Genomic DNA, 20,597 nt, shown 5'->3' on the forward strand with positions numbered 1-20,597 from the left:
GCCCCTCGCCGGCGCCGGTCAGGGCACGTAGCCCTGCATCCGGCTCTCGATGAGGCGCGGGTTGTCGCCGTTCGCGATGCCGACGAGCCCGTCGACGAGCATCTCGCGCAGCGACACGCCGGCCGCGACGTGGGCCATCAGCTTCTTCGAGATCGGCAGGAACACGAGATTCGCGAAGCCGACGCCGTAGATCGTCGCGACGAACGCGACCGCGATACCCGAACCGAGCTTGGACGGGTCGGACAGGTTCTCCATCACGTGGATCAGCCCCATCACGGCGCCGAGAATGCCGATCGTCGGCGCGTAGCCGCCGGCCGCTTCCCAGATCTTCGCGCCCTGCTTCATCTGCGCCCCCCACGCATCGATCTCGACTTCGAGCACTTCGCGCAGCCGCTGCGGCTCCACGCCATCGACGACGAGCTGCAGCCCCTTGCGCGCGAACGGGTCGGACAGCGTCGGGATGCGCGTCTCGAGCGCGAGCAGGCCTTCCTTGCGCGCCACGTGGCTCCATGCCGACGCGTGCGCGATCAATTCGGCATGCGACGACGGCGGCGGCGCGAACACCCACTTCGCCATCCGCACGCCCTCGCGGAACACGCGCAGCGGACTTTGCAGCATCACCGCGCCGAACGTGCCGCCGATGACGATGAGGAACGCGGTCGGCTGGATCAGCGACGAGATGTGGCCGCCCTCGAGCACCTGTCCGAGCAGGATCGCGGCGATGCCGAGCGTGAGGCCGAAGATGCTGGTCTTGTCCATCGCGGAGGCTGCGCTGCGGTCAGGCGACCGCGGGCTTCTTGGGGGGGCGGCCGCGACGCGGCCCGCTGCCCGGCGCCTTCGCCGAAACCGCACCGACGACCCGCGCGCGCAGCCGCGCGACCGCCTGGCTGTGCAGCTGACATACGCGCGACTCGGACACGCCGAGCACCTCGCCGATCTCGCGCAGGTTCAGCTCCTCGTCGTAGTACAGCGCCATCATCAGCTTCTCGCGCTCGGGCAGATCGTTGATCGCGCGCACGAGCGCGGCCCGGGTGTCGGCTTCTTCGAGCACGTCGAGCGGATTCGACTCGTGCTCGCCGAGATGGCGCTCGAAGTAGTCCTCGCCCTCCTCGTCGGTGAAGTCCTCGAAATGCACCAGCTGATGGCCGCGCGCATCCTGCAGCATGCGCTGGTAGTCGGCGAGCGGCATGTCGAGCGCCTCGGCCAGCTCGATTTCCGTCGGCGGGCGGCCGTTCCGCTGTTCGAGACTGTGAATCGCCGTCTCGATCCGGCGCATGTCGCGCCTCGCGCTGCGCGGCAGCCAGTCATTCTCGCGCAGCCCGTCGAGCATCGCGCCGCGGATGCGCTGCACCGCGTAGGTCTCGAACTGCGCGCCGAGGCCGTCCTCGAAACGGTTGATCGCGTCAAGCAGGCCGAGCATGCCGTTCTGGATCACGTCGTCGATCAGCACGCTCGCCGGCAGCTTCGCCATCAGGTGATAGGCGAGCCGCTTCACGAGCGGCGCGTAGGTTTCCACCAGCTGATTCTTGTCGGGATTGCCTTCAGCGTCATACATCCAGTCCGCCTGTGATTTCCTGCGGCCCGGCGCGCCTTCACAGGGCGCCGCGCCGCGCCCGCCAGCCGGGCCTCCGTCGGCAAAGTCCTGCCGCATCGAATAGGTTCCTGCGGTCATGGCCGCACTCCCGAGTTGATCGCGCCTCGCGCCGCTGGCTGCCCGAACGCGGCGAGCCGGCGTAGAAACGCCGCGGCCGCGTCGCCGGAGGACGCCTCGACGGCGTCGTTTTCGAGGCCGGCCGCGAGATCGTCCCGCTCCGCTTCACCTAGCCATGCGAGCGGCACGCCGACATGCCGGCGGACGAGATGGCCGAGCGCAGCGAAGAAGTCGTGTGCCTCGTCGCGGCTGCGCGCGTTCGCCACCGCGACGTGCAGCGAGCCCGCCCCAGCGGCGGCGAGTTGCTTGATCACGCGGTACGCTTCGGTCGCGCCGGAACGGCTCGCCCCGGCGACGATCAGCCGGCGCGGTGCCGCGCAGACGAACGGCGACGGGTCGTCGGCCGTGCCCGCACCGGCATGGATCAGCACGAAGCCGGCGTGCCGGTTGAGTTCGCGCAGCGAAGCGACAAGGCGTGCGCGGCGTTCCTCGTCGAGCAGCGGCAGCGCGAGCGCGGCGGCCGAGACCGGGACGCGCCCGACGAGTCCGGGCACCGGCTGCAGCACTTCGCGCACCCCGATCTCGCTGCCGAGCACGCCGAGGAGGTCGGGCCCATCGGGCAGACCGAGGGCGCGGGCGAGCGACGCGTCCCCGGCAGCCTCGTCGAGCAGCAACACCGGCCTCGACTGTCCCGCGATGCGGTGCGCCGCGAGCAGCGCGGTCGACGCGCGCGAGCGCCCGGTCGCGTACAGCGCCACGACGGTCGGCGGCGCGCGGCGAAAGAGCCGCCGCAGGCCGGCCGCCTGGTCCTCACGGGGGTCGACCATGTCAGGCTCCCGCGCCCGCCGCGAGCATCAGCCCGGCTTCCTCGCCTTCGAACTTCCACGGCGAGTCGGCGGCTTGCGCGCGCAGCGCGCGGTGCAGCAGATACGCGCGGTTCGGGAGATGAAGGTCTTCGGGCACGCGCTGGCCGTTCGCGACGTAATACACATCGAGCGCGTTGGTGACGGCGACGTCGATCGCCGGCGCGAGCGACGCCGCCTCATCGATCTTCGTCAGGATGCAGCCGGCGAGGTCCGGGCCGCGATACGCGCGCACGACGTCCGCGAGGGTGTCGCCGCGACAGGTCGCGTTGAGCAGCAGCAGGCGGCGGACGTTGCCGGCGCCGGTCAGCATCGCCGCCTGTTCGGCGACCATGCGATCGCGCTGGCTCATGCCCATCGTGTCGATCAGCACCATGTGCTTGTTGCGCAGCTCGGCGAGGGTCTGTCGCAGGTCGGCACCGTCGCGCACCGAGAACACCGGCACGCCGAGGATCCGGCCGTAGATGCGCAGTTGCTCCTGAGCGCCGATCCGGTAGCCGTCGGTCGTGATCAGCGCGAGCTTGTCGGCGCCGTGGCGCACCACGCAACGCGCCGCGAGCTTGGCAGTCGTCGTCGTCTTGCCGACACCGGTCGGGCCGACGAGCGCGTACACGCCGCCGCGGTCGATGATGTCCGCGTCGGACGACATCGAGCGCAGCTCGCGGGCGAGCGCGGCCTTCACGGCGGCCCGCGCCTCCTCGGCGCTCGCGCCATCACCGACGACGTCGGCGAGACGGCGCGCGAGCACGCCGGAAAAGCCCGCTTCGAGCAGTTCGCCAACGGTGTCCGCGCGTGCCGGCGCCTTGCGGCGCGTCTCGCCCCACGCGAAGCCGGACAACTGGCGTTCGATCAGTTCGCGAATGCCGGCGAGCTCGCCCATCAGCTTCGCGTTGGCGTCCTGCAGATCACGGATCCGCGGGTCGTCCCGCTCTTCGCACATTTCGCGGGCGGCGGGGACAACAGCTTCCGGTCGCGACGGCGCCGGCTCGGTCGCGCGCGCGCTGCGGGACAGCATCGCCGCGGCCGGCGCGTCGCTCGCCGTGTCTTCTTCGAAGGCCTGAGCGCGATCGCGCGTGCGCATCAGATAGTCCGGCGTCTCCATCCGCGGCGGGTTGAAGGGGCGGATCACCGGGCTCGCCGGCTTCGCCGCAGCCGGGCGCTGCACCGTCGCAGGACGGGACGGCGCCGCCGGCGCGCGGGTGGTCAGCCGCACATGGTAGTCATCATCGATATCGGGCAGCGGGGCCGGCTGTGCCGCCTGCACTCTCGGCGCTGCGGGCGCTGCGCTCCGGGTCGCCGACTGCAGCGCGCCGACCGCGTCGGCCGGCAGCGCGAGGATCTCGACGCCGCCGTCGACGGCGCGGTTCGACAGCACGATCGCATCGGCTCCGAGCTCGGCCTTCAGGGCACGCAGGGCTTCGCGGGCGGTTTGGGCGAAATAGCGCTTGACGTTCATATCGACTCTCCGGACTGCGGCGCTCGTGGCGCATCGTTGGTCCGATTATGTGGTCCGGGCCTCCGCGGGCTTGCGCGGAATAAACCGGGTTTCCCCCGTCTATTCCGTCCCGCCTACCGGCGATCAGCTCGCGCCCGCGCCGACCATGGTGGTGACGCGGATCGTGCGCGTCTCGGGCACTTCGGAGTTCGCGATGACCTTCAGCGAGGGCACCGCGCGGCGCAGGAAGCGCGACAGCAGCCAGCGCAGTTGCGGCGGCACGAGCAGCACCGGCGGCAGGCCGATGTCCTCCTGGCGCTGTGCGACTTCGGCGGTGTGCCGCAGCAGGCCGTCGGCGAGGCTCGGCTCGATCGCGCCGCCGTCGCCGCCCCCGCCCATCGCCTGCATGAGGATGCGTTCGAGCGCGGGTTCGAGGGTCATGACCTGGATCTCGGCATTGCCGGGGAACAGGCCCTGCAGAATCGAGCGGCCGAGCGCCTGGCGCACGCGCGACGTGAGTTCGAGCGGGTCCTGCGTGCGCGGTGCGTTCTCGGCGAGCGTCTCGATGATCGTGCGCATGTCGCGGATGTTGACGCCCTCGTCGAGCAGGTTCTGCAACACGCGCTGCACGGTCGCGACCTGCAGCAGCGCCGGGACGAGGTCCTCGACGAGCTTCGGGGCCCCCTTGGCAATGTGGTCGAGCAGCGCCTGCGTCTCCTGGCGGCCCAGGAGTTCGGCCGCGTGGTTCAGGATCAGGTGGTTCAGGTGCGTAGCAACGACCGTGCTCGCATCGACGACCGTGTAGCCGAGCGCGTGGGCCTGCTCGCGCTGGCCGATGTCGATCCAGAATGCCGGCAGGTCGAACGCCGGGTCGCGCGTCTCGCGCCCCGCGAGCGGCCCGCTGACGCGCCCGGGGTTGATCGCCAGGAATTGTCCCGGATACGCCTCGCCGCCGCCGATTTCGACGCCTTTCAGCGCGATGCGGTACGCGTTCGGCTTCAGTTCGAGGTTGTCGCGGATATGCACCGGCGCGGCGAGGAAGCCGACGTCCTGCGCGAACTTCTTGCGCAGGCCGCGGATGCGCTTCAGCAGTTCCCCGTCCTGCCCCTTGTCGACCATCGGGATCAGCCGGTAGCCGACTTCGAGACCGAGCACATCGACCGGCGCGACGTCGTTCCAGCTCGCTTCGAGGTTTTCCGCTTCCGGCTGCACGGCCGCTTCGGGCTTCACCTGCGCTGCGGCCGCGGCCTCGCGCTGTTCGGCGCCGATCCGCTTCCACGCGAACCAGCCGAGCGCGCCGGCGATCAGGATGAAGACGAGGTTGGGCATCCCCGGAATCAGTCCGAGCACGCCGATGATGCCGGCGGTCAGCATCAGCACGCGCGGGTTCGAGAACACCTGCGTGACGACGAGGCCGCCGATGTCGCCCTCGTCGCCGACGCGCGCGACGACGAGGCCGGCCGCGATCGAAATCACCAGCGCCGGGATCTGCGCGACCAGGCCGTCGCCGATCGTCAGCAGCGTGTAGGTTTCCATCGCCGCGCCCGCCGACATCCCGTGCTGCACGACGCCGACCATGAAACCGCCGAGGATGTTGATCAGCAGGATCAGGATGCCGGCGACCGCGTCGCCGCGGACGAACTTCGACGCACCGTCCATCGCGCCGTAGAACTCGGACTCCTGCGCGACCTCCTTCCGGCGCCGCTTCGCCTCGGCCTCCTCGATCAGCCCGGCATTGAGGTCGGCGTCGATCGCCATCTGCTTGCCGGGCATCGCGTCGAGCGCGAAGCGCGCGCTGACTTCGGCGATGCGTCCGGCGCCCTTCGTGACGACGACGAAGTTGATGATCACGAGGATCACGAACACGACGATGCCGATCGCGGTGTTGCCGCCGACGAGGAAGTGGCCGAACGCCTCTATGACCTTGCCGGCCGCATCCGGGCCGTTGTGCCCTTCGAGGAGCACGATCCGCGTCGAGGCGACGTTGAGCGCGAGACGCAGCAGCGTCGTCACGAGCAGCACCGTCGGGAACACCGAGAAGTCGAGCGGCTTCCTCGTGTACATCGCGACCAGCATCACCATCACCGAGATCGCGATGTTGAACGTGAAGAACACGTCGAGCGCGAACGCCGGCAACGGCAGCACCATCATCGACAGGATCATGATGATGAAGATCGGTGCGCCGAGCATCCGGACGTTCGTCGGCGTCAGCAGTGCGCGCAGGTTCAGGGTTTCGGGCATCGCTTGTCTCTATGCATTCCGTGCGGGCGGCCTCAGTCCGGCGCACCGGGGTCCATGTCTTCGGGCACCGGCAGCTTCGCCGGCGCCGCAGGCGGCAGGCCGCCCTGCGCCATCCACTGGTTGAGCTGATACACGTAGGCCATGACTTCGGCGACCGCGGTGTAGAGCGCGCCGGGCACCGCCTGCTCGAGCTCGCAGTGCTTGTAGAGCGCACGCGCGAGCGGCGGCGCTTCGAGCAGCGGCACCTGGTGTCCCTTCGCGAGTTCCCGGATCTTCAGCGCGATCTCGCCGCGACCCTTCGCGATCACGATCGGCGCGCTCATCTTCTTCGCGTCGTACTTCAGCGCCACCGAGAAGTGCGTCGGGTTCGTGACGACGACGTCGGCCTTCGGCACCTCGGCCATCATCCGGCGCCGCGCCAACTCGCGCTGCATGCTGCGGATGCGTCCCTTCACGTGCGGGTCGCCCTCCTGCTCCTTGGCCTCGCGCTTGACCTCTTCCTTCGTCATGCGCAGCTTCTTGTGGTACTGCCACAGCTGGAACGGCACGTCGATCAGCGCGAGGATCGCCAGGCCCATGACGATCAGCAGCGCGGAAAACAACACGGATTGCAGGAAGTCCGGCACCGCGGTTTCGACGTTCTCGAACATCAGCGCGAAGATGTGCTCGCGCTCGCGCCACACCGCGAACGCGCCGACGCCGCCGACGACGGCGGCCTTCAGCAGCGACTTCACCAGTTCCAGGAGCCCGTGCAGCGAGAACATTCGGCCGAGGCCCTTCAGCGGGTCCATCCGGTCGAGCTTCAACCCCAGCGACTTCGGCGAAAACACGAAGCCGCCGATCAGGATCGGCGCGCCGACTGCGGCGATCATCAGCACCCCGAACAGCGGCAGCATCGTCAGCAGCGCTTCGGTGAAGAGCTCGCCGAAACCCTTGATCATCAGCTGCGGGTCGAACGCGACCGCGCGCTCGAAAGTGAAACCGCGGCGCAACAGGCCGAGGACGCGTTCGGAAATCCAGCCACCCATCATCCACAGGCCGCTGACGCCCGAAATCAGCACGAGGAAGGTCGACAGCTCGCGCGACTGCGGAACCTGCCCTTCCTCACGCGCCTGTTCGAGGCGCCGTGATGATGGCTGTTCCGTTTTTTCGAGATCGCTGTCTTCGGCCATCGCCGACTCCTTGCCTGTACCGCCGCACCGCGAATCGCCCGCGCGATGCGGACGAACAGCGACATGCGGCGATTATCAAGGGACATCGGCAAACGGGGCCGCCGGATAAGCGACCGGAAAAACCCCTATTTCGGAAGTTGGAGCGACGGGTAAGCGACGAGCGCGGGCCGGACCGGCGTCCGGCTAACCCTCGCGAATCGTGCCGCGGTCAGCGCCCGGCCGGCAGGCGCTCGACGCCGCGGATGCGTTCGCCGACGGCGATCTTGCGGCTGGAAAACCAGTCCGCATTCATCTCGAGCGCATAACGGGCGCGATCGGCGGCGCAGTGCGAGTTCTCGGTTTGCGGGAGCATGCGCTCGATATTTAGGATGCGTCCCTCGGCGTCGAGGAACGCAACGGACAGCGGGATCAGCGTGTTCTTCATCCACATGCAGTGGCGCGCGTCCTGCGGGAAGACGAAGATCATGCCGCGGTGCGCCGGCATCACCGTCCGATTCATCAGCCCGACCTGCCGGGCCTTGTCGGTGTGCGCGAGTTCCGCCTCGATGCGGTACATCCCGGCGCCGAGTTCGACGACCGGCAGCTCCGCGCGAACAACAGGCACGTTGAGAAGGACACCGGCGACAAGGAAACCGGCAAGACGACGCGCTGCCCGACGAACCATCGCTTCAACCGTCCATTGTGAAATTCGAGCCGGGATTCTAACGCCGCCCGCCGCGGCTGCGCGCTCCCGTCGCAGGCGCGGCGGCGGAAGGCCCTTGCAACGCCAACCCGGATGCCTCGCGCCACTCGCCCGGGCCGAGCTCCGCCAGCGACCACGGGCCGATGGCGAGCCGCACGAGCCGCAAGGTCGGGAACCCGATCTTCGCAGTCATCCGCCGGACCTGCCGGTTCTTCCCCTCGCGCAGCACGATCTCGAGCCACGACGTCGGCACGCTCTTGCGAAACCGCACCGGCGGATCGCGCGGCCATAACCGGTCGGGCTCGGAAACGACGCGAGCGTCGCAAGGGTGTGTGACGAAATCCCCGAGATCGAGCCCCGCGCGCAGGCGCACGAGCGCATCCTCGTCGGGCTCGCCCTCGACCTGGACGAGATAGGTCTTCGGCAATTTGTGCCGCGGATCGGCGATCCGGTGCTGCAATCCGCCGTCATCGGTCAGCAGCAGCAAGCCTTCACTGTCGGTATCGAGCCGGCCGGCCGGATACACCCCCGGCACCGGCACGAAGTCCTTCAGCGTCGCGCGGCCCGGCTCGCCGGAAAACTGGCAGATCACGCCGTAAGGTTTGTTGAGGAGGATCAGGCGGGACATGCGGGTTCACGCCATCGCACGGCGGCGGACGAAGCCGGGAGGCAGACGCCTTGCACGAAGGGGCGGCCGGTGCACGGACGACGAGCGGCGTCCCCGAGCCCGCGGCCATTCTGGTCTTTCCCGGAATTTGTCGAGGCCGCAGAAGGCAGGCACGACGCGAACAATGGTGCGCGGTCCATGTTGGGAAAAAGCGCGACTCCGGCTCGTGACGACCCCGTCAGAGGTCGTTGCCCGCCCGTCACGAAGGTTTCCCGGAATCGCCGCTTCACGACGGCCATGTTTCGCACCGTAGATCGTCCATTTCCCGAACCAGGACCCGGCGTCGCTCGCGCAGCCGCTCGGTCGACCGATACCGCGCGAGGGTATCGACCCGTTCGATTTCACTCCGGAGCACCGCGCAGCGCTCGTGATCGACGAGGTCGAATCTCGGCGCCGCGATGCGCCCGAATGCAGAGCCGCTTTCAGGCGCCGGATCGTTCGCCATCGTCGCGCGCGGTCGACTCGCCGGCCGCGTCGCTGCGACGACGTTCACCGTCCCGCCCTCGACCTCCGTCTGCTTTTGTCCCCGCTCGCACGGCTCGCCTTGATAAACGGTCTTCCCGTCCTGATCACATCGGAACAGACCGTTCCGCGGCACTTCCAGCGGGTGCAATTCCCCACCCGGCTCCGGCTTCTGTGGCCCGGGTTTGCGCCATTGCGGCTCAGGCTGCGCGCTCTGCGTCGGTTGAACAACCGGAGGCGCGTCGGTTGCCGGCGCCCCCCCCCCCCGCGACCTGCGCTCCTTCAACTCCTCGCTGCGCATCCCACCAGATGACCGCGCCCGCCGCGGCCCCGACGACGACAGTAAGGAATACGATTCGAACAGCACGAAAATTCACGGGAAAGCTTCCGGTTTCAGAGACGCTTATCGTCTCATGGCCGATGCTCGATTATGCGAGACGCAATTCTCGGACTGATCGAAACAGCGCGAACGACGGGCCGTTCTGGCAAGTGGCGGAGGCTGTGAGATTCGAACTCACGGACGCCAAAGACGTCGGCAGTTTTCAAGACTGCTGGGTTAAACCGCTCCCCCAAGCCTCCGGAATCGGCGAAGTTGCTGTGGTCCTTGTTGCAACTTGCGGAAGTACCCGCCACGAGGCGCTGGAAGCTTCGCTCGCGCGCGGCTTTCGCCGCCGGTTGCAATCGACCGCTGCGCCACGCTTACGGAAGCCGCCGAGTATAACTTAGCCGAGGACCGTACGAGTCAGTCGCGCTCGAACAAGGCGATCGATTCGACGTGCGAGGTCTGAGGAAACATGTTGGCGATACCGGCACCGGCAAGGCGGTAACCCTTCTCGCGGACGAGCACGGCCGCGTCGCGCGCGAGCGTCGCCGGGTTGCACGAGACGTAGACGATGCGCGGCGGCAGTTGCTGCGGCCCAAGTGCCTTGACGACCGCGATCGCGCCCTCGCGGGGCGGGTCGATCAACAGCTTGTCGAGCGGCCCGAGCGCGGCAAGGCTGTCCTCGGTCGCCTCGAACAGGTTCGCCGCATGAAACTCGCTTTGCGCTTCGAGCCCGTTGCAACGCGCGTTCTCGCGCGCACGCGCGACGAGCGCGTCGCTGCCCTCGACGCCGATGACCCGTGCCCCTCGGCGGGCGATCGGCAGACTGAAGTTTCCGAGACCGCAAAACAGGTCGGCAATGCGTTCGCCCGGCTGCGGATCGAGCAACTGCATCGCGCGGCGGATCAGCAGCCGGTTGACGTCGTTATTGACCTGCGTGAAATCCGTGGGCAGATAGGCCAGCCTGAGATCGAACTCCGGCAGCGTGTAGGCGAGTTCCGGCGCGTTCTTGGGGTGCAGGCGGTACGCGCTCGGAGGCTGTCTGGGCTGGAGCCACACCTGGACGCGATGTTCCGCGGCGAAGGCAGCGAGGCGGGCATCGTCTTCGCGACTCAAGGGCAGGAGATTGCGGAACACGAGCACCGTCGTTATATCGCTGACCGCGACCTCGATCTGCGGAATGCGGTCCGCGATCGAAAGCCCGCCGATCAGCTCGTGCAGCGCAGGCAGCATCTCCGACACGTGCGGCGGCAGAACGTCGCAATGCTGCATGTCGGCAATGTAGCTGCTGCGCCGCTCGTGAAAGCCGATCAGCACGCCCCCCTTGCTCGGCACGACCCGGACACCGATCCGGGCCCGATAGCGGTAGCCCCAGGACGGGCCGTGGATCGCCGGATAAACGACCCCGGGTTTCACCTTTCCGACGTGCCACAGCGCATCTTCAAGCACCCGTTGCTTCACTGCCGCCTGAGCGACGGAGTCCAGATGCTGCATCGAACAGCCGCCGCAGACCGAAAAATGCGGGCAGCGCGGCGCGACTCGTTGCGTCCCTGGTTTGACGATGCGGGTCACCTGCGCGAGGTCGTAGCTCGGCCGGCTGCGATGAACCGAGTATTCGACTTTCTCGCCGGGCAGCGCGCCTTCGACGAAGACGACCTTGCCGTCGACATGGGTGACGCCGCGACCTTCGTGATCCAGTGACTCGATGACTGCGGTAGGCATGGGCGAACCGACAAAAAGAGTGCGATTTTACCGGCCGCCGGGGCCGTTTTGACACTGCCCCCTATAATTCGTCGGCCGATCGCGCAGCCCGCCCGCCGAGTCCGGATGCCCCGACTCCCGAACCAGGAGCAAGCCATGGAAGCCTTGTCGCCACGCCGATTCGACAGCTATACCGAGTACCGTTCCGCGATGTTCGCCGCGCTCGAAACGGCGACAAGCACGATCGCGATATTCGATCCCGATCTTCGCGAAGCCGGGCTGGAAAACCCCACGTCGATCGCGGCGCTCGAAAGGCTGTGCCGAACGTCGCCCCGCCGCGACGCATTGCGCATCCTCGTCCATTCGACCGATTTCGCCGAACGGGAATGCCCCCGCTTCGTCGCGCTGATCGGCGCGTTCAGTCACCGCGCGGCCGTGCGCGTCACGAGCACCCAACTCCGGAACTGGAGGCAGCCCTTTCTCGTCGCAGACGCGCGGCATGTGGTCACACGCTTCGATCAGGACGGACCACGCGGCAAACTTGCCGCCGAGGATGAGCGGACCGCGTCGATGCTGCTCGCACAGCTCGAAACAATGTGGATAAATGGCACGTCGACGACAACCGGCGCGTCGCTTGGGATCTAGCGCAGATCGGGCGTTGTGGCGGCGCAACAGGAATCTGCATTTGAAATAGGCGCACGTGTTAGAATTTTCGTTGGTCTTTCGGCTGCCACTCGTTCGGCTTATCCGGACATGCAAGCGGCAGACGACGCTGATCAACTGCTGTCTTCACCCCCGTCAAAAAAAGGATTCAGAACATGAAGCAATCGCTCCTCGTCGCCGCCCTGATCGCCATCGCCGTGTCCGCTTGCGGCAAAAAGGAAGAGGCCGCCCCCGTCGCTCCGGCCGCCGAACAGGCCGCCCCGGCTGCCGCTCAGGTCGAGCAGGCCGCCAAGGACACGGTCGAAGCTGCGAAGGAAGGTGCGGCCGACCAGGTCGAAGCCGCCAAGGAAGGCGCCGAGCAGGCCGTCGAAGCTGCTAAGGAAGGCGCGGACCAAGCCGTCGAAGCCGCGAAGGAACAAGCGAAGTAATTCAGGCTTCGCGACAGCAAAAAGCCGGCTGCGAGCCGGCTTTTTTGTGTTCTCGCCATGCAGCGGCGAGTTTCGCGTGACGGAGCGCCGCGGGAGCGCCCCGCTCGATTAGCGTAGTTGCTGCTGAAGCAGACCGAGAATCTTGCGTGCGGTCTCCGACGGATCCTCGCCGCCCTCGCGAGTGAGCACCGACACCGTGGACGCATCGCCCTCACCCTGCACCCGGATGCGGTATTCGCTACCGCCGGCGACGACATCCTCCTTGTCCCGCCAGAACGCCAGCTTCGACAGGAATCCTTCGGACTTCTTCGACTTGGCGTCGGCTTCCGGGTCGACGTAACGGACGAAGTACAGCCCCTTCGAACGGTCGCGGTCTTCGACGGTGAAGCCCGTTCGGTCGAGCGCCAGACCGACGCGACGCCACGCGCGGTCGAAGGACTCCTCGAGCGTGAGGCTGATCTTGCCGCCCGCACCGCTCTTCAGCTCCGCGCGCTGCGGTTCCGGCGCAGCCTGGACGATGGCCTGCGCGCGCGCCTCGTCGGCGCCGAGCCGCACCATCAGCCGGCGCAGCATTTCCGCTTCGAGCTCCGGGTCGGCCGGGCGCGGCTGCCAGACGGTCGTATCCTTTGCTTCGTTCGGGTAGATCTCCATCATGCCGCGATGGCTGATGTAAACCTCGACGGTGCCGGGCTCCTTGCCCGCCTCCAGGCGCGTGCGGAACTTGTCGCGTGCGGGCGTCGAGAACAGTCCGTCGAGAACCTTGCCGAGCGTCGAGCGCACGAAATCCTGCGGAATCTTCGCCCTGTCCTCGGCCCAGTCGGTTTCCATCACGCCGATTTCCGGCCGCTCGACGTCGAGGATGAAGCCGAGTTCGAGCCAGAAATCCTTGACCTGCGGCCACAGGGTGTCGGCCGAGCCCGGCACCACGAGCCACCGCTGAGTGCCTGCCCGCTCGACGTGCATGCGCTCGACGGCAGGAAGAACGTCTGTGGTCGATTTAGCCTGCGGCTGTCCCGCGCGCTCGTTGCTGTAGGCAGAAAACGTGGCCACGCCGCGCGGCGAGACATCGGGAACAGCGTAACGATCGTCGCGTGTCGGCTCCGTGAGATCCGGCGGAATTTCGAGCGGCGGCAGCTTCTGCGCACTCTTGTAGTCGATCTTCTTCGATTCCAGAAGCGAACCGGAACACCCTGCGAGGGCAACCGATAGCGCGATGAGTGACGCAGAAGTGCGGACAGTGCGGTTCATGAGTTTCAAGCGGTCCTCGAAGGTTCAAACATTCACGCCGGCCCGACGCATCGCGAGTTGCACCCGCTCGTGCTGCGCCGGCGACAGCGTCGTGAGAGGCAGGCGGATGCCGGCCTGGATCAGCCCCATTCGCGCCACCGCCCACTTCACAGGGATCGGGTTCGCCTCGCAGAAGAGGTCGCGGTGCAGCGGGACGAGACGAGCGTTGATCTCGCGTGTTTTCCGGGCGTCGCCGGCGAGCGCGGCGGTGCACATCTCGTGCATCGCGCGCGGTGCGACGTTGGCGGTCACCGAGATCGTCCCGTGGCCGCCGAGCAGGATGAAGACGGCGGCCGTCATGTCATCCCCGCTATAGAGTGCGAATTCTCGCGGCGCGCGTTCGATGAGGTCGCACGCCCGGTCGATGCTGCCGGTCGCGTCCTTGATGCCGACGATGTTCGGCACTTCGGCCAGCCGCAACGCGGTGTCATTGCCGAGATCGGCGACGGTCCGCCCGGGCACGTTGTACAGGATCAGCGGCAGCTCGACCGCTTCGGCGATCGCGCGGAAGTGCCGATACAGACCTTCCTGCGTCGGCTTGTTGTAATAGGGCACGACGGACAGATGCGCGGCGGCGCCGGCTTTCTCCGCGAAGCGCGCCAGCTCGATCGCTTCGCGCGTGGAGTTCGCGCCGGTGCCGGCAATCACAGGAATCCGCCCCGCCGCGTGTTCGACGCTGACCCGGATCAGCTCGCAGTGTTCGTCGACGTCCACGGTCGGCGACTCGCCGGTCGTGCCGACGATGACGATGCCGTCCGTACCTTCGGCCACATGGAAGTCGATCAAGCTGCGCAGGCGGGGGAAATCCAGGCTGCCATCCTCGTTCATCGGGGTGACGATGGCGACAATCGATCCGGTAATCATGGGAGTGGCCGAAAGATTAAAGACGCTGATTCTACCCGATCGCCGCACCACGAATAGTGCGGGTCCAGGTACCGTCCACCGACGCAGGGTCGGCGGCGGACGGCCTCACAGATCGGCCAGCGCCTTGATGTGGGCGACGACGGAGCGTGCGAGCGACGACAGCGCGTAGCCACCCTCGAGGATCGAGACGATGTTCCGGTGGCCGCAGTCCTCGGCGACCGCCTTGATCTGCTGCGTCGCCCAGACGTAGTCGGATTCTACGAGCCCGAGCGAGCCCATGTCGTCCTCGTAATGGCCGTCGAAACCCGCGGAGATGAAGATCATCTGCGGATTGTGCTCGCGCAGCGCCGGCACCCACATGTCGCTGACGATCTGGCGGAACGTGTCGCCGCGCGTGCCGGCCGGGACCGGAACGTTGATCATGTGGGAGGACGTGCAGTCGGCACCGCTGTACGGGTAGAACGGGTGCTGGAAGATGCTCGTCATCATCACCCGCGGGTCGTCGCGGAAGATGTCTTCGGTGCCGTTGCCGTGGTGCACGTCGAAGTCGACGATCGCGACGCGCTCGAGCCCGTGCACTTCGAGCGCGTGGCGGGCGGCGATCGCGATGTTGTTCAGGAAGCAGAATCCCATCGCCTTCGACCGCTCGGCGTGATGACCGGGCGGTCGCACCGCGCAGAACGCGTTCTCGATCTCGCCCTTCAGAACGAGGTCGGTGGCCAGCACGCCTGCGCCGGCCGAGCGCAGCGCGGCCTTCAGCGTGTCGGGATTCATCGCGGTGTCCGGATCGAGGTGGCGGATGCCGTGCTCGGGAACGCTGGCCTTCAATTCCTCGAGGTAGCTTTCGGGGTGCGCCCGCGCGATCTGTTCCGGCGTCGCGTGCGGGGCGTCGTAGAACGACAGGTAGAGGTCGAGGCCGGCGGCAATCAGCCGGTCATTGATGGCCGCAAGCCGATCCGCACACTCCGGGTGGAAACCACCCATGTCGTGCAGCCAGCACTCGCGGTGCGTGATGAACGCCGTCGTCGTCATACTCCCCCTCTATCCGGCGCGCGCATGCTCGCGCCTTGATCCTCGAACTGGCCGGTCCCGCTGCGGGCGCGGCCTGATGGTCTTTGTCGTCTATTATCGTCGCTTCACCGCCAATTTCACAGTACGCCGAACCATGCCCCACCGCCACGCCACGCACCTTCTCGAAGCGGCCGGCCGCATCATTCTCGGGAAGGAGCGGGAGCTGCGGCTGGCGCTCACCTGCCTCGTCGCGCGCGGCCATCTACTGATCGAGGACATCCCGGGCGTCGGCAAAACGACGCTCGCGCACGTGTTCGCGCGTCTGGTCGGATTGCAGTTCCAGCGCATCCAGTTCACGAGCGATTTCCTGCCGGCCGACATCCTCGGCGTCTCGGTCTTCGACCGTGAAACCGGCGCATTCCGCTTCCACCCGGGCCCGATCTTCGCGCAGCTGATCCTCGCCGACGAGATCAACCGCGCGACGCCGAAGACGCAGAGCGCGCTGCTCGAAGCGATGGAGGAGCGGCAGGTCACCGCCGACGGACAGACTCATGTCCTGCCGGAGCCCTTCTTCGTCATCGCGACACAGAACCCTTCGCATCAGATCGGCACCTTTCCGCTGCCCGAAAGCCAGCTCGACCGCTTCCTGATGCGCATCCGGCTCGGCTATCCCGACCGAAGCGCCGAGCGCGCCCTGCTGATGGGCGTGGATCGGCGCCAGATGCTGGAGCGGCAGGAACAGGTCATCCGTCCTTCCGATCTGCTCGACCTGCAGCACGCCGCGCTCGGCGTCACCGTTGCCGAGCGGCTGATCGACTACGTGCAGACACTGCTCGCGAGCACGCGCCGGGACCCGGAACTCGCGGTCGGCCTCAGCCCGCGCGCGGGACTGGCGCTGCTCGCGGCGGCGCGAGCATGGGCGCTGATCGACCGGCGCGACCACGTGTTGCCGGAAGACGTGCAGGCGGTCTTTCCGCACGTCGCCGGGCATCGGCTGCATCTCGCCGCCGATGGGCGCGCGGTCGGAAGCGACGTCATGACCCGGATCGTCCGCGGCGTCCCGGTCGCCTGATGCGGCGGCTCGCGACGCTGCGCCACCGCCTGTCGCAGTGGCTGCTCCGTGCGGGGCCGCCCGAACCGTCGCCGATCGTGCTGGGCCAGAGCCGCATCTTCGTGCTGCCGACCGGTGCCGGCGTCGGCTTCGCCGGCGCGCTGCTGGTGATGTTGATCGCGTCGATCAACTACAACCTCGGCCTCGGCTTCGCACTCGTTTTCCTGCTCGCGGGCGTCGCGGTTGCGAGCATGGTCCATGCGTTCCGCAACCTGCTCGACCTGTCGGTACGACCCGGCCGCGCCGCCGCGGTGTTTGCCGGAGAAACGGCCCAGTTCCATCTTCTCGTTGACAATGCGCGCAGGTTTCGGCGGCCGGCGTTGAAGATCGGAACCCCGCGCGCGGATACGCCGCTCGAACTCGCGGCGGACGAGACGCGGGACGTCCTGCTGGCCGTCCCGAGCGAGCAGCGCGGCTGGATGCGGCTGGGCCGTGTCGTGCTCGAAACCAGCTATCCGCTCGGTCTGATCCGCGCGTGGTGCGTGCTGCTCCCCGACCTCGACTGCCTCGTCTATCCGGCCCCCGAACGCGACGCGCCTCCTTTGCCGCGAGGAGTGCAAAGCGATTCGGGCGAGCGGCTCCGGCGAGCGGGCGACGAGGATTTCGCGGGACTGCGAAGGCATCGGCTCACCGATTCGCCCCGCCACGTCGCATGGAAGGCGGTCGCGCGCGGCGGGCCGATGCTGACGAAGGAGTTTGCCGGCGCGGAAGGGGGCGACGTGACCCTCGACTGGAACGCGCTGCCGGAAGATCTCGACGTCGAAGCCCGGCTCAGCCGACTCACCGCGTGGGTCATCGCCGCGGCAGCCGCAGCGGTCTCCTTCTCGCTGAGGCTGCCGGGCGGCCGCTACGGCCCGGATTCCGGCCCGGCACACGAAGAAGCCTGCCTGAAACGGCTTGCGCTGTTCGGTCTGCCGGACGCGCCGCATGGATAGGTTCCTCCCGCTCGACTACGCGCCGGCCCGTTGGCTTCTGGCGGCGACGGCCGCGACCCTCGCGGCGCACGCGATTCACCTGCCGCCATGGTTGCTGGCGATCTGCTCGCTGCTGCTCGCATGGCGATCGCAATTGCCGTGGCAGACGCGCGCGCCGGGCCACCGCGTCGCGATCCTGCTCCTCGCGGTCGCGACCGCGGGGGGCGTCAGGCTGCATTTCGGCCACTTCTTCGGCCGCGATCCCGGCGTCGCGCTGCTCGCAGCGCTGCTGTGCCTCAAAGTCCTCGAAAGCCGCAGCTCACGTGACATCCGCGCCTGCGTGCTGCTGAGCTTTTTCCTGCAGCTCGGGCTGTTCTTCTACAGCCAGACGCCCGCGATCGCTGCGCTCGCGCTCGTCGGAAGTCTGTTCGCGATCGTCACGCTGACGAGTCTTCACGACACGACGGCGCCGCTCGGGCCGAGATTGAGGACTGGCGCACTGCTGCTCGCCCAGGGCCTTCCGTTCATGATTGCGCTGTTCGTGCTGTTCCCGCGCGTGCAGGGACCGCTGTGGGGCTTGCCCGCCGATGCGCATGGTGGGCTATCCGGCTTGTCGGATTCGATGTCGCCGGGATCGATCAGTCACCTCAGCCTCTCCGACGAAATCGCATTCCGTGCCGCATTCCGCGGCGCCCCGCCACCGCCGGCCGACCGCTACTGGCGCGGACCGGTGCTGACGACGTTCGACGGACGAACGTGGCGGCCGGGCAGCTACACCGTCGCCCCGCTACCAACGTACCGCGCCACCCGCCCGACCTACGACTACCGGCTCACGCTCGAACCTCACGGGCAGAACTGGCTGCTCGCGCTCGACTACCCTGCCGGCATCGTCCGCGGGGCACGCTACACGAGCGACCATCGCCTGCTTGCCGACGCGCCGATCCGTAGCCGCAGTCGCTTCGACCTCGTCGCGACGCCTTCCGCGCGGATTGGTCTCGACGAGGATCCGGACGTTCTCGCCGCCGCGCGCCGTCTTCCGGCCGCGTCGAATCCGCGCACTCGGGCGCTCGCCCGCGACTTCGCGGCGGACGGCGCTTCGCACGCCGTGATCCTCGAGCGCGCGCTCGCCCACCTGCGGGCAAGCCGCCTCATCTACACGCTGAACCCGCCCGGGCTTGGGGCGGACAGCGTCGACGAGTTCCTGTTCGATACGCGGCGCGGCTTTTGCGAGCATTTCTCTTCGGCGTTCGTGTTCCTGATGCGGGCCGCAGACGTCCCGTCGCGCGTCGTCACCGGATATCAGGGCGGCGAAATCAACCCCGTCGATGGCAGCCTCGTCGTGCGCCAGTCGGATGCGCATGCCTGGGCCGAGGTCTGGCTCGCGGGACGGGGATGGGCGCGCGTCGACCCGACCGCTCTCGCCGCGCCGCGGCGGATCGAGGCCGGACTCGCGGCGGCGCTACCTGAAGGCGAACCGCTGCCCTTCATGAGGCGCACGCAGTTCGCGTGGCTGCTCGCGGTGCGCAACCAGTGGGAAGCGGCGTCCCATGCCTGGAACCAGTGGGTTCTTGGATACAATCCCGACCGGCAGCGCGAACTCCTCGCCCGGCTGGGCTTCCCCCGTATCGATTGGCAAGCCCTCATCATCCTGTTGGGTGCGGCGGGTGCAGGATTGATGCTGCTGCTCTTCGCCTGGGCCTTTCGGCAGCGGAAGGACGCCGACCGGCTCGACCGGGCTTGGTCCGCGTTTTGCGGAAAGCTCGCGAAGCGCGGCGTCGCGCGACAGTCGTGGGAAGGCCCCGTCGACTACGGCATGCGCGCCGCGACCGCCTTTCCCGCGGAGGCCGCGGACTTGCATGCGATCGCTGCGAGCTATGCGCGCCTGCGCTATGGTCCACTCGCCCAACCGGGAGCAGTTCAAGAACTGTCCCGGCAAATCAGGAGATTGAAGCTTCAATGAAGGCCACGATTACCGGCACGCTGCTCGCGGCCCTGCTGCTCGCGGGTCCGGCGCAGTCCGATGCGTCCTACCTCGAGCGCGAGGACGTCCGATCCTTCGCGCAGGAGATGGCGGAAAAGCATGGCTTCGACACCGCCGAATTGCTCTCGGCGCTCCACCGCGCCCAGCACGACCCGCGCGTGATCCGGCTGATCACGCCGTCCGGCGATCCGGGAGTTCGGTCGTGGCAGCGCTACCGGTCACGCTTTCTGGACGCGTCGCGGATCGAAAACGGCGTCGCTTTCTGGCAGGAAAACGAGACGGCCTTGCGCGAGGCGGCCGAGCGCTACGGCGTTCCAGCCGAAATCATCGTCGCGATCCTAGGCGTAGAGACGTTTTACGGCCGTAACACCGGCAGCTTCGAAACGGTGTCCGCGCTCGCAACGCTCGCATTCGACTACCCGCCGCGCGGACCGTTGTTCCGCCACGAACTCGAAAACCTGTTGCTGATGGCGCGCGAGCAGGAGCGCGATCCGTTCAGCTACCGGGGCTCGTACGCCGGCGCGATCGGCTATCCGCAGTTCCTGCCCAGCAGCATCCGCGCTTACGCGGTCGACTTCGACGGCGACGGGAGGATCGACTTCGAATCCGGGCCGGTCGATGCGATCGGCAGCGTCGCGCGCTATCTCGCGGAACACGGCTGGCGACGCGGGGAGCCGGTCGCCGAGCCCGCCCAGATCGGCGGTGCGGACCCGCAGCCGCTCGTCGACGCCGGCATCGAGCCGGTGCTCGCGCCCGAAATGCTCGCGCAAGCCGGCATCAGCGCGGCAAATGGCACGCCGGCGGCCACGACGGCGACGCTCGTCGACCTCGCGACACCGGGCATGAACACCGAGTACTGGCTCGGCTACCGCAATTTCTATGTGATCACACGCTACAACAAGAGCAGCTTCTACGCGATGGCAGTGTTCCAGCTCGGGCAGGCGTTGCGGGAAGCGCAGGGCACGGCAGCGACGACCGGCCTCTGAACTTCACGCGTCGGCCCGGGCGCCCCGTCTTGCCGGCGGGGCCGCCTCGTGGCCGGACGCCCGGTAGCGGGAAGCGGCGATCGGGCTGCAGGCATCGGATGGAGACGGAGATGCCGGATGCGCTCCTACCGCGCGACGCAACGCGATCGAGGATAG

At 67.8% G+C, this 20,597-nt stretch carries 19 protein-coding genes and 1 tRNA gene; 6 read left to right on the forward strand and 14 right to left on the reverse strand.

Annotated features, from left to right (window positions below):
• Positions 1-18: 18 nt before the first annotated feature.
• From ROZ37_RS04335 to rlmD, 11 genes are all read right to left on the reverse strand, one after another.
• The gene (locus ROZ37_RS04335) at positions 19-759 is read right to left on the reverse strand and encodes a flagellar motor protein (RefSeq protein ID WP_312657793.1); all 741 of its coding nucleotides are present in this window, start codon (positions 757-759) and stop codon (positions 19-21) included.
• Positions 760-778: 19 nt separating this feature from the next.
• Positions 779-1,555: an RNA polymerase sigma factor FliA gene (locus ROZ37_RS04340; protein WP_312657925.1), complete on the reverse strand. Its 777-nt coding sequence runs from the start codon at positions 1,553-1,555 to the stop codon at positions 779-781.
• Positions 1,556-1,668: 113 nt separating this feature from the next.
• Positions 1,669-2,478: a flagellar FleN gene (locus tag ROZ37_RS04345; protein ID WP_312657795.1), complete on the reverse strand. Its 810-nt coding sequence runs from the start codon at positions 2,476-2,478 to the stop codon at positions 1,669-1,671.
• 1 nt (position 2,479) lies between these two features.
• Positions 2,480-3,970, reverse strand: coding sequence for a flagellar biosynthesis protein FlhF (flhF, locus tag ROZ37_RS04350; RefSeq protein ID WP_312657797.1), 1,491 nt, complete (start codon positions 3,968-3,970; stop codon positions 2,480-2,482).
• A 123-nt stretch (positions 3,971-4,093) separates the two neighbouring features.
• Positions 4,094-6,190: a flagellar biosynthesis protein FlhA gene (gene flhA / locus ROZ37_RS04355; protein WP_312657798.1), complete on the reverse strand. Its 2,097-nt coding sequence runs from the start codon at positions 6,188-6,190 to the stop codon at positions 4,094-4,096.
• A 32-nt stretch (positions 6,191-6,222) separates the two neighbouring features.
• Positions 6,223-7,362 (reverse strand): flagellar biosynthesis protein FlhB, encoded by a 1,140-nt coding sequence (gene flhB, locus ROZ37_RS04360; RefSeq protein WP_312657799.1) that lies wholly within the window; start codon positions 7,360-7,362, stop codon positions 6,223-6,225.
• Between the two features lie 208 nt (positions 7,363-7,570).
• Positions 7,571-8,026, reverse strand: a complete 456-nt coding sequence (locus tag ROZ37_RS04365) for a DUF192 domain-containing protein (protein ID WP_409449925.1) — start codon at positions 8,024-8,026, stop codon at positions 7,571-7,573.
• A 37-nt stretch (positions 8,027-8,063) separates the two neighbouring features.
• Positions 8,064-8,672: a pseudouridine synthase gene (locus ROZ37_RS04370; RefSeq protein WP_312657801.1), complete on the reverse strand. Its 609-nt coding sequence runs from the start codon at positions 8,670-8,672 to the stop codon at positions 8,064-8,066.
• Between the two features lie 265 nt (positions 8,673-8,937).
• Positions 8,938-9,156 (reverse strand): hypothetical protein, encoded by a 219-nt coding sequence (locus tag ROZ37_RS04375; protein ID WP_312657803.1) that lies wholly within the window; start codon positions 9,154-9,156, stop codon positions 8,938-8,940.
• A 507-nt stretch (positions 9,157-9,663) separates the two neighbouring features.
• Positions 9,664-9,752, reverse strand: a tRNA-Ser gene (locus tag ROZ37_RS04380).
• Between the two features lie 163 nt (positions 9,753-9,915).
• On the reverse strand, positions 9,916-11,217 hold the full coding sequence (gene rlmD, locus ROZ37_RS04385; protein ID WP_312657805.1) for a 23S rRNA (uracil(1939)-C(5))-methyltransferase RlmD: 1,302 nt from the start codon (positions 11,215-11,217) through the stop codon (positions 9,916-9,918).
• 135 nt (positions 11,218-11,352) lie between these two features.
• Between rlmD and ROZ37_RS04390 the strand changes: the two genes are divergently transcribed.
• On the forward strand, positions 11,353-11,841 hold the full coding sequence (locus ROZ37_RS04390; RefSeq protein WP_312657807.1) for a hypothetical protein: 489 nt from the start codon (positions 11,353-11,355) through the stop codon (positions 11,839-11,841).
• A 173-nt stretch (positions 11,842-12,014) separates the two neighbouring features.
• Positions 12,015-12,287: a hypothetical protein gene (locus ROZ37_RS04395; RefSeq protein ID WP_312657809.1), complete on the forward strand. Its 273-nt coding sequence runs from the start codon at positions 12,015-12,017 to the stop codon at positions 12,285-12,287.
• Positions 12,288-12,395: 108 nt separating this feature from the next.
• Here the strand turns inward: ROZ37_RS04395 and bamC are convergent, their stop codons facing one another.
• The 3 genes from bamC to ROZ37_RS04410 all read right to left on the reverse strand — a co-directional run bounded on the left by bamC (position 12,396) and on the right by ROZ37_RS04410 (position 15,470).
• Positions 12,396-13,535 (reverse strand): outer membrane protein assembly factor BamC, encoded by a 1,140-nt coding sequence (gene bamC, locus ROZ37_RS04400; protein ID WP_312657810.1) that lies wholly within the window; start codon positions 13,533-13,535, stop codon positions 12,396-12,398.
• Between the two features lie 24 nt (positions 13,536-13,559).
• Positions 13,560-14,438, reverse strand: a complete 879-nt coding sequence (gene dapA, locus ROZ37_RS04405; protein ID WP_312657811.1) for a 4-hydroxy-tetrahydrodipicolinate synthase — start codon at positions 14,436-14,438, stop codon at positions 13,560-13,562.
• Between the two features lie 105 nt (positions 14,439-14,543).
• Positions 14,544-15,470 (reverse strand): histone deacetylase family protein, encoded by a 927-nt coding sequence (locus ROZ37_RS04410; protein WP_312657812.1) that lies wholly within the window; start codon positions 15,468-15,470, stop codon positions 14,544-14,546.
• A gap of 133 nt (positions 15,471-15,603) precedes the next feature.
• Between ROZ37_RS04410 and ROZ37_RS04415 the strand changes: the two genes are divergently transcribed.
• Genes ROZ37_RS04415 through mltB form a run of 4 tightly spaced genes read left to right on the forward strand, consistent with a single transcriptional unit; the run spans position 15,604 to position 20,441 of the window.
• Positions 15,604-16,521, forward strand: coding sequence for an AAA family ATPase (locus ROZ37_RS04415; RefSeq protein WP_312657813.1), 918 nt, complete (start codon positions 15,604-15,606; stop codon positions 16,519-16,521).
• On the forward strand, positions 16,521-17,495 hold the full coding sequence (locus ROZ37_RS04420) for a DUF58 domain-containing protein (protein WP_312657815.1): 975 nt from the start codon (positions 16,521-16,523) through the stop codon (positions 17,493-17,495). The genes ROZ37_RS04415 and ROZ37_RS04420 overlap by 1 nt, the downstream gene beginning before the upstream one ends.
• The gene (locus tag ROZ37_RS04425) at positions 17,488-19,434 is read left to right on the forward strand and encodes a DUF3488 and transglutaminase-like domain-containing protein (protein WP_312657816.1); all 1,947 of its coding nucleotides are present in this window, start codon (positions 17,488-17,490) and stop codon (positions 19,432-19,434) included. Before ROZ37_RS04420 ends, ROZ37_RS04425 begins: the two co-directional genes overlap by 8 nt.
• Positions 19,431-20,441 (forward strand): lytic murein transglycosylase B, encoded by a 1,011-nt coding sequence (gene mltB / locus ROZ37_RS04430; RefSeq protein WP_312657818.1) that lies wholly within the window; start codon positions 19,431-19,433, stop codon positions 20,439-20,441. Before ROZ37_RS04425 ends, mltB begins: the two co-directional genes overlap by 4 nt.
• Positions 20,442-20,597: the final 156 nt, after the last annotated feature.

The organism is Aromatoleum sp. (assembly GCF_032027225.1).
Classification (GTDB): domain Bacteria; phylum Pseudomonadota; class Gammaproteobacteria; order Burkholderiales; family Rhodocyclaceae; genus Aromatoleum.